The organism is Streptomyces novaecaesareae, assembly GCF_000716875.1.
Lineage (GTDB): Bacteria > Actinomycetota > Actinomycetes > Streptomycetales > Streptomycetaceae > Kitasatospora > Kitasatospora novaecaesareae.
This window is the reverse complement of the sequence record NZ_JNWQ01000051.1, coordinates 1-12,487: the sequence shown is the minus strand read 5'-3', so window position 1 is coordinate 12,487 and position 12,487 is coordinate 1. Positions and strand designations below refer to the sequence as shown.

The following is a 12,487-nucleotide window of genomic DNA, read 5'->3' as shown; positions in this document are numbered from 1 at the left end:
GTCATCGCCGGGGAGCATAGCCTGCGTCAGCGCCTGCCCGCCACACCGTTTCCGCCCCGCCGTGGGGGACTCGGCGACAAGCACCCGACGCCCGGAGCCGCCGCCGCTACGTGATGTCCGTCAACCCGCCGGGTGGCTGGCCGATTCGGCCCGCCTCCGCCTCCCGGTGGGTCGCGGGCGGGCATGCCATCGGAGCAGACTGGCCGGTGCACCGCAGTCCAGACCCGCGAGGGGGCAGGCATGTCCGTACGAACCGGCAGGCGCAGCGCAGTTGGAGGACTCCGGACGACGATCGGCGCGCTCGCCGTCGCCCTGGCGGCGGGCGCGGCGGTCTCGCTGCCCGCGGCACCGGCGGAGGCGGCCGGCGGGGCGGGTGGAAAGGTCGTCTACCTCACCTTCGACGACGGCCCGAGTCCCGCCTACACGCCCAGGATCCTTGCGACGCTCGCCCGTTACGGGGTGCGCGCGACCTTCTTCGAGATCGGGCAGAACGTCGACGCCCATCCCGCGCTCACCACGCAGGTCGCCCAGCAGGGCCACAGCGTGCAGAACCACTCCTGGTCGCACCCCGACCTGCGCAAGCTCTCCGGCTCCGCCCTGGACGCCGAGGTGGTGAACACGGACCGGGCGATCCGCGCCCGCACCGGCCGTACCCCGAGCTGCCTGCGCCCGCCGTACGGCGCGGTCAACGGCACGGTGCGCTCGCACGCGGCGGCGCTCGGCAAGCAGGTGGTGCTCTGGTCGGTGGATCCGGCGGACTGGTCCCGGCCGGGAACGGCGGCCATCCGGTCACGGGTGCTGAACACCGTCCGTCCGGGGTCCGTGATCCTGCTGCACGACGGCGGTGGCGACCGCAGCCAGACGGTGGCGGCGCTGCCGTCGATCATCTCCACCCTCAAGGCGCGCGGGTACGGCTTCGCCACCCTGTGCCGCTGAGGCCGCTTCGGCGGCTGAGGCCGCTGATCTCGGCGGGCTGAGCCTGAGGGGTGAAGTCTTACCCGTGTAGTGCTTTCCCGTTTGCCTAAACCATTTAGGTAATCCCATACTGGCTGTAGTGCACCGCCGCACCGGCGCGGCAGCACGGTGCGACAGCATGGGAGGAAGCACATGGCACGGGCAGGTCTGACCGTCGAACGCGTGGTCGTCGCGGGCGCCGAGCTCGCCGACGAGGTCGGATTCGAGCAGGTCACCGCCGCCGCACTGGCCCGGCGCCTCGGCGTCCAGACCGCCAGCCTCTACTCCCACGTCAAGAGCTCCCCGGACCTCAGGACCCGGATCGCCCTGTACGCCCTGGAGGAACTGGCCGACCTCGTCGCCGACGCCCTCGCCGGACGCGCCGGCCGCGACGCGCTCGGCGCCTTCGCGGACGCTTACCGCGACTACGCGGCCCGCCACCCCGGCCGCTACGACGCCACCCGCCTGCGCCTCGACGCCGAGACCGCCGCCGCCAGCGCGGGCGTCCGGCACGCCCAGATGACCAGGGCGATCCTGCGCGGCTACGACCTCACCGAACCCGAACAGACCCACGCGGTCCGCATGCTCGGCAGCGTCTTCCACGGCTACATCAGCCTGGAAGCGGCTGGCGGGTTCAGCCACACCGCCGTCGACCCGCGGCAGTCCTGGGACTGGATCATCGACTCCCTGGACACCCTGCTGCGCGCGGGCGGAGCCCGCACCGCCACCTGAACTCCCGTACGGTCCCGGCGAATCCGCGACCCTGGCCCCGTGCGACGACCCTGACCCCGTACGACGACCCGAAGAAGCGCCATGACCACGATCACCACCCCCGTCACCGAAGACCTCCTGTACGGCCACCTCGACATCGAGCGCACCCGCCGCTGCCTGCTGCCGCACCGCCTGCCCGCCCGCGCCCGCCGCCGGATACCCGACGACCAGCTCGCGATGGCCGAGTCCCAGCCCTCCGGCGTCCGCCTGGCCTTCCGCACCCGCGCCACCGCGATCACCCTGCACGCCGTCCCCACCAAGCGCGCCTATCCCGGCGTCCCGAACGTGCCCGACGGGGTCTACGACCTCCTCGTGGACGGCGTCCTCACCGCACAGGCCACCGTCCCCGGCGGCAACCTGCGCACCGTCGACCTGACCACCGGCCGCTTCGAACTGACCGAAGGGCCCGCTGGCAGCGCAGAGTTCACCGGCCTGCCCGACCGGGACAAGACCGTCGAGATCTGGCTCCCGCACACCGAGACGACCGAACTGATCGCCCTCGACACCGACGCGCCGTTGCACGCCCTCCCGCCGCACGCCCTCCCGCCGCACGTCGCCCCGCCGCACGCCGTCCCGGCCGGGCCGCGCAAACGCTGGGTGCACCACGGCAGTTCGATCAGCCACGGCTCCAACGCCGACCACCCCACCGGCACTTGGCCCGCACTCGTGGCCATCGGAGCGGGACTCGACCTGGTCAACCTCGGCTTCGGCGGCAGCGCCCTGCTCGACCCCTTCACCGCGCGCACGATCCGCGACACCCCCGCGGACCTGATCAGCCTGAAACTCGGCATCAACCTCGTCAACACCGACGCGATGCGGCTGCGCGCCTTCACCCCCGCCGTCCACGGCTTCCTCGACACCATCCGCGACGGCCACCCGGCCACCCCGCTGCTCGTCGTCTCCCCGCTGCTCTGCCCCATGCAGGAGGACACCCCCGGCCCGCTCGCCCCCGACTTCAGCAACGGCACCCTCCGCTTCCGGGCCACCGGCGATCCGGCCGAACGCGCCGCCGGCCGCCTCACCCTCACCCTCATCCGGGAGGAACTCGCCCGCATCGTCGCCGAACGCCGGGCCGACGGCGACCAGGCCCTCCACCACCTGGACGGACTCGCCCTCTACGGCGAGCCCGAACACGGCACCCACCCACTCCCCGACGGCCTCCACCCCTCCCCGGAAGCCCACCGCCTCATCGCCGAACGCTTCACCCGACTCGCCCTCACCCCCTGCGGCCCACTGCCGTCCTGACCCGCCGCGGGCAGGCCGCGAGGCCGAACACCGCCGCATGGGCAGGTGACGTAGGGTCTGCGCATGCTCTTGTGGATCAACGGGCCGTTCGGCGGTGGCAAGACCCAGACCGCGCACGAGATCCAGCGGCGGCTTCGCCGGGCCTGGACATGTGCCAGGCACATCCGTTTCGACTGAGCCTCGGCCGCGTGCTCCGTTTCCCGCTTCCCGTTTCCCGCTGGGTGGGTGTCCAGCGGGTGGTCACCCGGTGGGTGCTGTGGGTGGGGGCAGTAGGATCGGCGGCGTTGCATTCCCGTAGTACCACCGCCGGTAGGAGGCTTTTCATGGCTCAGGTCACGCTGAAGGGGAACCCGGTCCAGGTCGGCGGGGCGCTGCCCGCCGCCGGGGCGCAGGCTCCCGGGTTCACGCTGGTCGGCGCCGGACTCGCGGACACCTCGCTGCAGGACTTCGCCGGCCGGCGCAAGGTCCTCAACATCTTCCCCAGCATCGACACCCCCACCTGCGCGACCTCGGTGCGCACCTTCAACGCCCAGGCCGGCGCCCTGGACAACACCGTCGTGCTGTGCATCTCCGCCGACCTGCCCTTCGCCCAGGCCCGCTTCTGCGGCGCCGAAGGCCTGGACAACGTCAAGACCCTCTCCACCCTGCGCGGCCGTGACTTCCACGACACCTACGGCGTCGCCATCAACGACGGGCCCCTCGCCGGCCTGACCGCCCGCGCCGTCATCGTCCTCGACGAGAACGACACCGTCCTGCACACCGAACTCGTCTCCGAGATCGCCGACGAGCCCGACTACCAGGCCGCCCTCGACGCCCTCAACTGACCCACCCCGGACGCACTTACGGCGGCCCGCCCCCTCCGCCCCTCGGCCTGAACCGCTGAGGTGGGAGGGGGTGGGCCGCCGCCTCGTTTCACCGTCCCGCAGGCGGACGTTCGTGCCTGCGGCCTGCCGTGTGAGGGGCGTCTAGTTGAGGACGAGGATGTCCGTGCGCATCGCGAGGGGGCTTCCCCAGCCGATGTTGATCTTGAAGGTCACCACGCCGTCGCCGGGGGCGATGCTCGACACCTGGAAGGCGGCTGAGCCGACGAACCGGTGTCCGTTGGCGTCGATCTCGGAGGCCGTGATGACGACCGTGGAGTCCGTCCCGATGACGTTCCAGGGGATCTGGAGGTTGAAGGTCCCGTTGGCGGGGGTCCACGTCGACCATCCGCGCCACACGGCTCCGACGTTGCCGCCGATCGCCGCGGGGCTCTCCGCGCGGTCGGCGGACGGTGAGCTGCTCACGATCTGCGGTACTGCGGAGGCGGAGGATTCGGTTGCGGCCATGACGGGCTCCTCTCGTGCCGGGAGGGCTCCTTCGAGCCATGCGGATACGTTGAGTGTCCGTATGTGTGCAGAGGGTGACAATCACTCGTACGAGTGAACCTCGGCGTGGCCGGTCGGCCCGACTTCCGGTGCGGAAAGGGCGTGGGTCAGGTGTGCTGGTCGAGGAGGGCTTGGACGTAGTCCTCAAGGCGGGTGGTGAGGAGGGCTGGGGTGAGGTCGGTGCGGCCGAGTTCGCGCCAGGGGGTGGCGACTTTGGGTGCGTCGGGGGCGAAGGCGAGGGTGTCGAGCAGTCGCCAGTAGAGGTGGTCGCGGTCGTTGCCGAGGAGGGCGCCGGTGCTGCGGTAGTGGTCGGTGAAGGCCAGGGCGGCGGCGGGGCCGTGGAGCAGGGCCAGGGTGGTGGCGCAGTGGGCGACGTCGAGGTCGCGCGGGCCCCAGGAGGTTTCGACCCAGTCGAGGACGCCGGTGACGGTCAGGGTGGGGCCGGTGCCGGTGAACAGGACGTTGCCGGGGTGGAAGTCGCGGTGGAGGAAGGTCGGGCGGTGCGGGGGTGCCTCGCGACGGATCTCGTCTATCGCCCGCCTCCAGAGTTCGGGGCGGGTGGTGTGCTGGGGGGTGTGGACTTGGTCGGGGGTGGTCCATGCCTGCCAGGCGCGCGGGCGTTCGCTCTCGTCGACGTCCAGGGCGTGGATGGCGGCCAGTTGGGTGGCGAGCAGGCGGGTGCGTTGTGCGACGTCGTCGTCCTCGGCCACCCGTACGGTGCCGGGCAGGTGGGTCATCGCCAGCGACGGGTGGTCACACCGGGCGCCGTCTGCGTCGAGGGCGACCAGGTGCGGGGCCGGGACGCGGCTGTGCTCCAGCAGGCGCAGCACGCCGGCCTCGCGGGCCAGCATGGCCGGGGCGTGGCGGCGGTAGAACGGCTTGACGAAGGAGCGCAGCACCAGGGCGTACAGCGGTGCGCCGTCGGGGCGTTCGATGTCCAGGCGGCGCATCCGCGAGGTCCATCCGCCCTTGAGCGCCGTCGTCCGCGCGATCCGCTCGCCGGGTGCGAGTGCCTCCTCGGCCCAGCGCCGGGTGGCGGCCCACCCCGCGCCGTCGCCATCGCCATCGCCATCGCCCTCGCCGTCGATGCCGCCGTCGCCGTGGTTGTCGATCACGGGCGGACAGCCTACGCCCCGCCCCGCGCACGGCTCCCGGTCGGGGGCCCGCCGAAGGCCCGTACGCCCCCGGCCTGAGCTGGTCGCACGCCCCCGGCCCCGGGTGCCCACATGGTCCCGCGCTCCCCTCCAACGGGCGCGCATGGCCGTTTATTCCGATGGTTGTCGAAGTTTGACAGGATGGGCCGGGCGGGGTTGTCTGGTGCTGCGATCGCACGTCACCAGCCCGTCTCTGTAGGGGAGTTGACCCATGCCCAGGATAGTTGTCGTCGAGAGCACCGGGGGGCCGGAGGTGCTGACCGTACGGGAGCGTGCGTTGCCCGAGCCCGGGCCGGGGGAGCTGCGGATCCGTGTCGCGGCGATCGGTCTCAACCGGGCGGAGGCCCTGTTCCGGTCCGGTGCCTACATCGAGGAGCCCCGGCTTCCCGCGACCCCGGGCTACGAGGCCGTCGGCACGGTGGACGCCCTCGGGGAGGGCGTGGACGGGTTCACGGTCGGGGAGGTGGTCGCCACCGTGCCCGCTTTCTCCCAGAACGACTACGGCGTCTATGCGACCCATGCGGTCGTGCCCGCGCGGGCCGTCGTCCGTCATCCCGTAAACCTGACCGCCGTCCAGGGTGCGGCGGTGTGGATGCCGTACCTGACCGCCTACGGCGCCCTGGTGGAGGACGGGCACCTGCGTCCCGGTGACCACGTGCTGCTGACCGCCGCGGCCTCCAGTGTCGGTCTGGCCGCGATCCGCACCGCCCGCCGTCTGGGCGCGGTCCCCATCGCCACCACCCGTACCCGGGCGAAGGTTCGGGCGCTGCTGGACGCCGGGGCCGCCGAGGTCGTGGTGGCCGGCGAGGACGACCTGGCCGCGCGCGTGGCGGCGGTCACCGGCGGGCACGGGGTGCGTACGGTCTTCGACCCCGTCGCCGGGCCGGGTGTGCGCGCCCTGGCCGAGAACATCGCCCCCGGTGGACGCCTGATCGTCTACGGCCGCCTGGACCCGCGCGACACCCCGATGCCCGGCCAGGACACCTTCGCCCCGGTCAGCAGCCGCTTCTACACCCTGCACGAGGTGACCCGCGACGACGAACGCCTGCGCCGGGCGCACGCGTTCGTCACCGCGGGTCTGACCGACGGTTCCCTCGCTCCCGTGGTCGACCGTGTCTTCGAGGGTCTGGACGCGATGGTCGAGGCCCACCGCTACCTGGAGGCCGGCACCCAGGTCGGCAAGATCGTCCTCACCGTGGGCGACTGACCGTGAGGACGCCCATGACCGGTTTCCCGGGCGGGGCCGACCCGGCGGCCGGCCGGGTTCGCCCGGGAGCCGCTCGTGGGCGTCCTTCGGCTGTCGGGAATGTGACTGATCGTCATGTCGGTGTGGGGTGTTGGTGGGCTTCGGCGTCTGCGGCGGCTATGACCGCGGTGAGGAGGCCGGGGAAGCGGTGTTCGAGTTCGGTGGTGCGCAGGGCGTTCATCTTGGTGGTGCCGATGTAGTACTGGCGTAGGAGTCCTGCTTCGCGCAGGACGCTGAAGTGGTGGCTGGAGGTGGATCGTCCTACGGGTAGGTCGAAGGAGCCGCAGCTGAGGTCGGTTCCTGAGTGGGCGAGTGTGCGTACCACTGACCTGCGGGCCGGATCGGCGAGTGCCTCCAGTACTTGTTGGACGCTTACGTCCTCCAGGCCAGGGTGCACGATCACCCGTGCTGCCACGCGTGCCCGTCCCACACCCACCACCCCTTCCCAACGTCGGCCCCCGTCTGTCTGGTGATCAAAGACCGCGCGGTGTGCGCGACTTCACGCACCGACGCTACTACGCCCGGGCGGTCAGCCACGCCTGCCGCAACACGCCGGCCGGTCCTTCGGAGGCACCCGTGGGGTTTACCAGGGGATGGTGTGGCCGTTGCGGCTGCCCCTCACCCCCGAGGACGAGAGGCTGCTCCGCGCGCTCGCCGCCGACGGCCGTGCCAGCCTCGTCGACCTCACCGGCGCGGCCGGCCTCACTCCCGGACGCGTTTCCCGGCGCCTGGATGCCCTGTAGCGCAGCCGTCCCTTGCCCTGCCTACTGTCCTGGTTGCCCGAGTCGGCGTTCGAGCTCGTGAAGTTGTGTGACGGTGTATTCCCACATGCGTGTCTGGTAGGTGGGTGCGTCGGAAGGGATGCGGGTGGCTGCTGCGCGGGCTTCGTCCAGTAGCGCTGTCCGTGCTTCGGGTTGGTGCGCTACCTGCGGGCTCTCGGCTTGCTCTCGCAGGACGAGGGCGAGTTTGTAGGCGTGGGCGTGTGGGGTGGCTGCGAACAGTGTCCGGTATACCCATAGGCCTTCCTGCCCGTGCAGGATCCGCTCGTTGTGGCTGAGCAGCCGTACCCGTGCCCTGAGCACCAGGTCTTCGTGCACGTTCATCCGCGTGTCCCCCTTCGTGTTGCTTCGTTCGTCCACCCGTCCTCCCTGCGCGGCCCGTGGGCGTGATGGCCTGCGGGCGTGACGGTGCCGTGCGCCCGGCCGCCGGTGTCGGCGGGGGGCGGCGTGCTGGGCCGTGAGGGGGAGGGGGTGTTGCATGAGTTTGCGGGGTGTGTCTGGTGTGCGGCAAGGCGGAAGAGGGGTGTGCTGTGTCCTGCCGCAACCGTTGTGTGAGCTGGCAGGATTGGGGTCGGCACCCTCGCGGGGCGGGTGGAGTCGGGTTCGGGTGCGGGGGTTCCGTGTCCGGGTCTTCGCGAGCGGGTCTAGCGTGGGCGTATGTTCGTTTTGGAGTTGACGTACACCGCCTCGATGGAGCGGATCGATGCGGTCTTGCCGCGGCACATCGAGTGGCTGGAGGCGCATTACGCGGCGGGGACGTTCCTTGCCTCGGGGCGTAAGGTGCCGCGTGACGGCGGGGTGATCCTGGCGGTGGGGCGGGACCGGGCCGTGATCGAGGCGCTGGTGGCCACCGACCCGTTCGTGCGGGCGGGGCTGACCGAGTACCGGGTGACGGAGTTCCTGGCCACCACCACCGCCCCCGCCCTGGATGCCCACCGCCAGCAGCTGCCCTCCTGAACCGGCGGCGGCCCTGCCGGCCGGCCCTTCCTGAACGGGCGGGTCCCTGCCCGACCGTCGGCGTCTCCCGAGTGGGTGGGTTCCGTCCGAACCTTCGGCCCCGTCGGTCTGTCCTGAGCGGGCGGCGCCCCGTCCGACCCGTCGGCCTGGTCCGGGTTGCCGGTCGTTCTTGAGTGGGTGGGTTCCTTGTGGGTCTGTCGGCCTCTGTTGAGCCTTCGGCGTTTCCTGGCCTGTCGGTCCTGTCTGTCCCGCTGGTTTCTGTCGTCCCGTTCGGCCAGGCCAAGCCCGCCTCCGGGATCTTCCGGGTCGGCTGTGAACGTCTGGGCCTGGCTCCGTGCGAGGTCGCCTATGTGGGGGACAGGTACGACCTGGACGCGCTGGGCGACGGGTAGGGGGTGTTGCGCCGGTTGCGTTTCGCCCGCAGCGTGCCGATCAGGTCGGGCTGTTCCCGTTCGGCGAGCGGCCGGTGGGTGGTGGGCGGTGGGTCCCGGTAGTCGAGGGCCTCGTCCGGCGGCGGTACTGCGTTCGTGCAGTAGCGATTGCGGTCCGGCGGTGATGGCAGAGGGCCGGCCTCCGCCACGGCAGGGGCGTGTCGGTCCTGGAGGCGTCGGGGGTCGAGCTGGTGGGGTCGCCGGCTGTGCGGATGGGCTCACGCGCCGGTTCCCTGGCGCCGGTTCCCTGGCGTCAGCTCCTGGTGTCAGTTCCTGGCGTCAGGGAATCGGTGCGGCCTGAGGTGGGGGCGTTGCGGGTGGTTGCCGCAGACGTATCGGTGTCGGTGCGTCAGGCTGTGTTCTGGGGCATGGAGGTCGTGGTGCGGGTGGAGTTGATGCCGGAGGCCGGCCAGGCTGCCGGGCTCCGGGTGACCCTGCGCACGGTATCGATTCGGCGAGCCGGGTGTCGGCGGTGGCGTTCGAGCGCGGTGTGCCGCGTGAGTACGAGTTGCGCAGGCACACCTGTGTCGAGTTGAAGGGCGCGCGGGCTGGTCGTGCAGGCTGCCCGGCACGCCATCAGGAAGGTCCGCGACGCGTGCACCGCGCTGAAGGCCGGCATCCGTGCCGGGAACCTCGGCAGGCCGGGCTCCGAGCGGCGGGCCCCGGCGGGGTCCGAGCCGATCGCGTTGCGGCCGCAGGCCGTGCGGCCGTGTGACGGCCGGTGCCTGTCCTGGCAGTTGGACGCCGGGACGGTGTCGGTCCGGACGATGGCCGGACGGCTCGATGGGGGTGCGCTTCGTCTGCTCTGCCAACGCGCTCATGATGCTCCGTGAGCGCCGCAAGGGGCGAGTGCGATCGTGTCGGGCGGGGCGGCGGGTTCTTCCTGATCGCCGCCTGTGAGGTGCCCGGGGCGCCGCTCGACCGGGAGCCGGTCTCCTTCGCCGGCGTGGACCTCGGCATCGCCGACATCGCCACCACCTCCACCACCTCCGTCGGCTACCGGCCGGCGGGCGCGGTCTGAACCGGCACCGCAGGCGGCAGGTGGGCCTTCGCAGGAGGCTTCAGGCCGAGGGCGCCGAGTCTGCCGAGCGGCTGCTCAAGAAGCGCTCCCGCGCAGAAGCCCGGCACACCGCCACCATCGACCACACCGTCTCCAAGCGCATCGTCTCCAAGCGCATCGTCTCTAAGCACACCGTCTCCAAGCGCATCGTCTCCAAGGGCATCGTCACCACCGCATGGGGGCACCTCCCGGGCGAAGGCCGGGGGAGCACCGGCCGCGCAGTTGCCCTGGCCGACCTCACGGGTATCCGCGGCCGGGTGCGGCACCGCAAGGACCAGCGGACCCGGCTGCGCGCGGGGGGCTTCCACCAGCTCGGCCGGTACGTCGCCGACAAGGAGAAGCGGGCCGGGGTGCCTCTGGTGTACGTCGACGGTGTACGTCGACCCGGCGTACACCGGCCAACCGTGCTCGCGGTGCCGTCACATCGACCGGAACTACCGTGTCGATCAGGCGACATTGGCGTGCCGGTCCTGCGGGACCGTCCTGCACGCGGACCACAACGCGTCCCGCACCATCGTCCGCACGGGCGAGACCGTGTGGGCGGCGGGGTGTGAGTCACGCGTCCCGGCCACCCCGTAGGCGGCTCAGGCGTGGGGGCACGCGCAGCCGGCCGCGCCCTGCCCGCAAACCCGGTTCTGCACGGCCGGGTCGAGTTGACGACCGGTCCGTGGGTGCCGGGGACCTTCGCGCTGATCTCGATGGACGGGGTGCGGGCGGCCACCGCCGCAAGGCCGGCGCGGATGCGTTCCTGCTCGTCGCCGCGGCTGCCCGGGGACGTCCCCGAGGCGACCGCGTAGCGCGTGGGGGCGGCGATGGCGTCCGGTACGGGGCCCAGGTCGCGTGTCCGGGCGAGGCTGGCGAGCTCGATGGTGCACGGCGCCGGCTCCTCGGCGTTCGTCCGCGGGGTCGGGGCGGTGGGGCGCAGCAGCGGCAGGAACCGGCTCCACTGCCGGAACTGCGTGCGGATGCGTTGCTCCATGGCGTCGTCGAGCCAGTCGTAGGGCTGGGCGCCGTCGACCAGGACGGTGCCCAGGGCGGAACGCCCCGTAGGACCAGCCGGCCACCAGGGCCCGCTGCACGCCGCGGGCGGCGAGGACGGCGTCGGCGTCGCGCACGCAGGCTTCGAAGGAGTAGTCCGCCGAGCGTGCGGACCTGCGTCCGCGGGCGCGTTCGTCGTAGGTGAGGTGGCGGTAGCCGTCGCCGAGTTCGGCGGTGACGTGCCGCCAGTAGCCCTGGGTGGCGAACCGGCCGTTGGGGTGGACCGCGGGGGTGCCGGGGCCGCCGGTGTCGGTGACGGCCCCTGGAAACCGCCGTCGTCGACCGGGACCATGCCGGTCCACGCCGGGGTCGGGGCCGGGGCGGTCGGGGCGGCCGTGGCCGGTGGCGGCGTCGAGGGCGGCGGAGGTGGCGGTGGCGGCGGCGACGGTGAACCGGACGCTGCCGGCCGCGACGTCCAGGACGGCGGTGATCGGGGCGGGGGTGGCGAACTTCTGCATCGTGCTCTCCTGTGGGTGCTGCGCACCGCGCGCCGTGGTCTGTGCGCGGGTGCTGCGCCTGTGTGCTGTGCCTGTGTGCTGCGCGGTCGTTGTTTCTGACATTGGAAACGCTACGTTGCTTTCATGGACTCGGCAACGCTCTCGTTGCGTCAAACTGTCGTCTTTGCAGGTGGATAGCGGGAAACTGTTGCAACGGCTCTGTCGATAACGCAACAACGACTGCCACGATCATTGCAATGGGTGAGAGGTGAACGCTATGGTGGGGATCAAGGACCACAGGAGTGTCGAGGACCACCGAGGAGACCGTGATGCCGGGAGGCAGACTCACCCAGCAGGAACGCCGGCAGATCGCGCTGGGACTGGCCGACAGCCTCCCCTACGCCGAGATCGCCCGACGCCTGGAGCGCCCCACCTCGACCGTCACCCGCGAGGTGATGCGCAACGGCGGCCCCGCCGCCTACCGCGCCGACCTGGCCCACCGCGCCACCGAACGCCGCGCCCACCGGCGCCGGCCCGTGCCCGCCCAGGGGCCGCAGGCCGGCGCCCGGGCGCACGGGCGCGACGGTGAGGCCGTGGCCGAGTACGGGGAGACGCTGACCACCGTCCTCATGGGCTCGGGCCTGTCCAAGATGACGGCCCGGGTGCTGACCTGCCTGTTCACCACCGACGCGGGCAGCCTGACCGCCTCCCAGCTCGCCCAGCGCCTCCAGGTCAGCCCGGCCTCCATCTCCAAGGCGATCGCCTTCCTGGAGAGCCAGAGCCTGGTGCGCCGCGAACGCGACGAGCGCCGCCGCGACCGCTACATCGTCGACGACGAACTCTTCTTCCAGGCGACCATCGCCAGCGCCCGCGCCAACGACCAGCTCGTCGCCACCGCACGCCAGGGCGTCGCCGTCCTCGGCGCCGGCACCCCCGCCGCCCACCGCCTGGAGAACGTCGCCCGCTTCCTCGACTTCATCAGCGAGAGCATCGTGCGCGCCGCCGAACAGGCCCGCGAAGTCCTCCACACCAAGCCCGCCCCCGCCCC

15 protein-coding genes and 1 pseudogene are annotated in these 12,487 nt (G+C 72.0%); 12 read left to right on the top strand and 4 right to left on the bottom strand.

Translation table 11 applies throughout. The features are described 5' to 3' along the window. Window positions 1-240 precede the first annotated feature (240 nt). The 5 genes and pseudogenes from OP86_RS20140 to tpx all read left to right on the top strand — a co-directional run bounded on the left by OP86_RS20140 (window position 241) and on the right by tpx (window position 3,794). Window positions 241-936: a polysaccharide deacetylase family protein gene (locus OP86_RS20140; RefSeq protein WP_051830310.1), complete on the top strand. Its 696-nt coding sequence runs from the start codon at window positions 241-243 to the stop codon at window positions 934-936. Window positions 937-1,107: 171 nt separating this feature from the next. After that, on the top strand, window positions 1,108-1,686 hold the full coding sequence (locus tag OP86_RS20135; protein ID WP_030062129.1) for a TetR/AcrR family transcriptional regulator: 579 nt from the start codon (window positions 1,108-1,110) through the stop codon (window positions 1,684-1,686). An 81-nt stretch (window positions 1,687-1,767) separates the two neighbouring features. Continuing rightward, a complete protein-coding gene (locus tag OP86_RS20130) occupies window positions 1,768-2,970 on the top strand; it encodes an SGNH/GDSL hydrolase family protein (RefSeq protein WP_030062128.1) in 1,203 nt (400 codons plus the stop codon). Between the two features lie 63 nt (window positions 2,971-3,033). Continuing rightward, a pseudogene (locus OP86_RS36710) lies at window positions 3,034-3,123 on the top strand (ATP-binding protein); the annotation flags it as partial. Window positions 3,124-3,293: 170 nt separating this feature from the next. Continuing rightward, window positions 3,294-3,794 (top strand): thiol peroxidase, encoded by a 501-nt coding sequence (tpx, locus tag OP86_RS20125; protein WP_030062127.1) that lies wholly within the window; start codon window positions 3,294-3,296, stop codon window positions 3,792-3,794. Window positions 3,795-3,935: 141 nt separating this feature from the next. On the opposite strand, the gene OP86_RS20120 is transcribed toward tpx, so the two are convergent. Then, window positions 3,936-4,298 (bottom strand): hypothetical protein, encoded by a 363-nt coding sequence (locus OP86_RS20120; RefSeq protein ID WP_030062126.1) that lies wholly within the window; start codon window positions 4,296-4,298, stop codon window positions 3,936-3,938. Window positions 4,299-4,444: 146 nt separating this feature from the next. Further along, window positions 4,445-5,452 (bottom strand): phosphotransferase family protein, encoded by a 1,008-nt coding sequence (locus tag OP86_RS20115; RefSeq protein ID WP_033332631.1) that lies wholly within the window; start codon window positions 5,450-5,452, stop codon window positions 4,445-4,447. Window positions 5,453-5,702: 250 nt separating this feature from the next. Here OP86_RS20115 and OP86_RS20110 point away from each other — a divergent pair, with 250 nt between their 5' ends. Next, a complete protein-coding gene (locus tag OP86_RS20110; RefSeq protein ID WP_030062124.1) occupies window positions 5,703-6,698 on the top strand; it encodes a zinc-dependent alcohol dehydrogenase family protein in 996 nt (331 codons plus the stop codon). A gap of 112 nt (window positions 6,699-6,810) precedes the next feature. Here the strand turns inward: OP86_RS20110 and OP86_RS34970 are convergent, their stop codons facing one another. Then, complete coding sequence (locus OP86_RS34970; RefSeq protein WP_245231804.1) at window positions 6,811-7,152, bottom strand: ArsR/SmtB family transcription factor; 342 nt, start codon at window positions 7,150-7,152, stop codon at window positions 6,811-6,813. Window positions 7,153-7,342: 190 nt separating this feature from the next. Between OP86_RS34970 and OP86_RS34965 the strand changes: the two genes are divergently transcribed. Continuing rightward, window positions 7,343-7,480: an Lrp/AsnC family transcriptional regulator gene (locus tag OP86_RS34965; RefSeq protein WP_245231803.1), complete on the top strand. Its 138-nt coding sequence runs from the start codon at window positions 7,343-7,345 to the stop codon at window positions 7,478-7,480. A 21-nt stretch (window positions 7,481-7,501) separates the two neighbouring features. On the opposite strand, the gene OP86_RS36705 is transcribed toward OP86_RS34965, so the two are convergent. Continuing rightward, window positions 7,502-7,876, bottom strand: a complete 375-nt coding sequence (locus OP86_RS36705) for a hypothetical protein (protein WP_157849790.1) — start codon at window positions 7,874-7,876, stop codon at window positions 7,502-7,504. A gap of 297 nt (window positions 7,877-8,173) precedes the next feature. On the opposite strand from OP86_RS36705, the gene OP86_RS20105 reads away from it, so the two are divergent. From OP86_RS20105 to OP86_RS39205, 5 genes are all read left to right on the top strand, one after another. Beyond that, a complete protein-coding gene (locus tag OP86_RS20105; protein WP_030062123.1) occupies window positions 8,174-8,473 on the top strand; it encodes a YciI family protein in 300 nt (99 codons plus the stop codon). A 1,260-nt stretch (window positions 8,474-9,733) separates the two neighbouring features. Then, window positions 9,734-9,925 (top strand): transposase, encoded by a 192-nt coding sequence (locus tag OP86_RS38225; protein ID WP_051864091.1) that lies wholly within the window; start codon window positions 9,734-9,736, stop codon window positions 9,923-9,925. 411 nt (window positions 9,926-10,336) lie between these two features. Further along, window positions 10,337-10,543, top strand: coding sequence for a zinc ribbon domain-containing protein (locus OP86_RS38220; protein WP_051864090.1), 207 nt, complete (start codon window positions 10,337-10,339; stop codon window positions 10,541-10,543). Between the two features lie 11 nt (window positions 10,544-10,554). Beyond that, a complete protein-coding gene (locus OP86_RS36700) occupies window positions 10,555-10,761 on the top strand; it encodes a hypothetical protein (protein WP_157849789.1) in 207 nt (68 codons plus the stop codon). A gap of 1,007 nt (window positions 10,762-11,768) precedes the next feature. Next, window positions 11,769-12,487: helix-turn-helix domain-containing protein (locus OP86_RS39205; RefSeq protein ID WP_033332652.1), on the top strand; the 719-nt coding region annotated here is incomplete at its 3' end.

Excerpts from the sequence above, each read along its gene's own strand:
- OP86_RS20110 (WP_030062124.1), top strand. The coding sequence starts at position 5,703 with ATGCCCAGGATAGTTGTCGTCGAGAGCACCGGGGGGCCGGAGGTGCTG.
- OP86_RS20140 (WP_051830310.1), top strand. The coding sequence starts at position 241 with ATGTCCGTACGAACCGGCAGGCGCAGCGCAGTTGGAGGACTCCGGACG.
- OP86_RS20135 (WP_030062129.1), top strand. The coding sequence starts at position 1,108 with ATGGCACGGGCAGGTCTGACCGTCGAACGCGTGGTCGTCGCGGGCGCC.
- OP86_RS20120 (WP_030062126.1), bottom strand. The coding sequence starts at position 4,298 with ATGGCCGCAACCGAATCCTCCGCCTCCGCAGTACCGCAGATCGTGAGC.
- OP86_RS20105 (WP_030062123.1), top strand. The coding sequence starts at position 8,174 with ATGTTCGTTTTGGAGTTGACGTACACCGCCTCGATGGAGCGGATCGAT.
- tpx (WP_030062127.1), top strand. The coding sequence starts at position 3,294 with ATGGCTCAGGTCACGCTGAAGGGGAACCCGGTCCAGGTCGGCGGGGCG.
- OP86_RS20130 (WP_030062128.1), top strand. The coding sequence starts at position 1,768 with ATGACCACGATCACCACCCCCGTCACCGAAGACCTCCTGTACGGCCAC.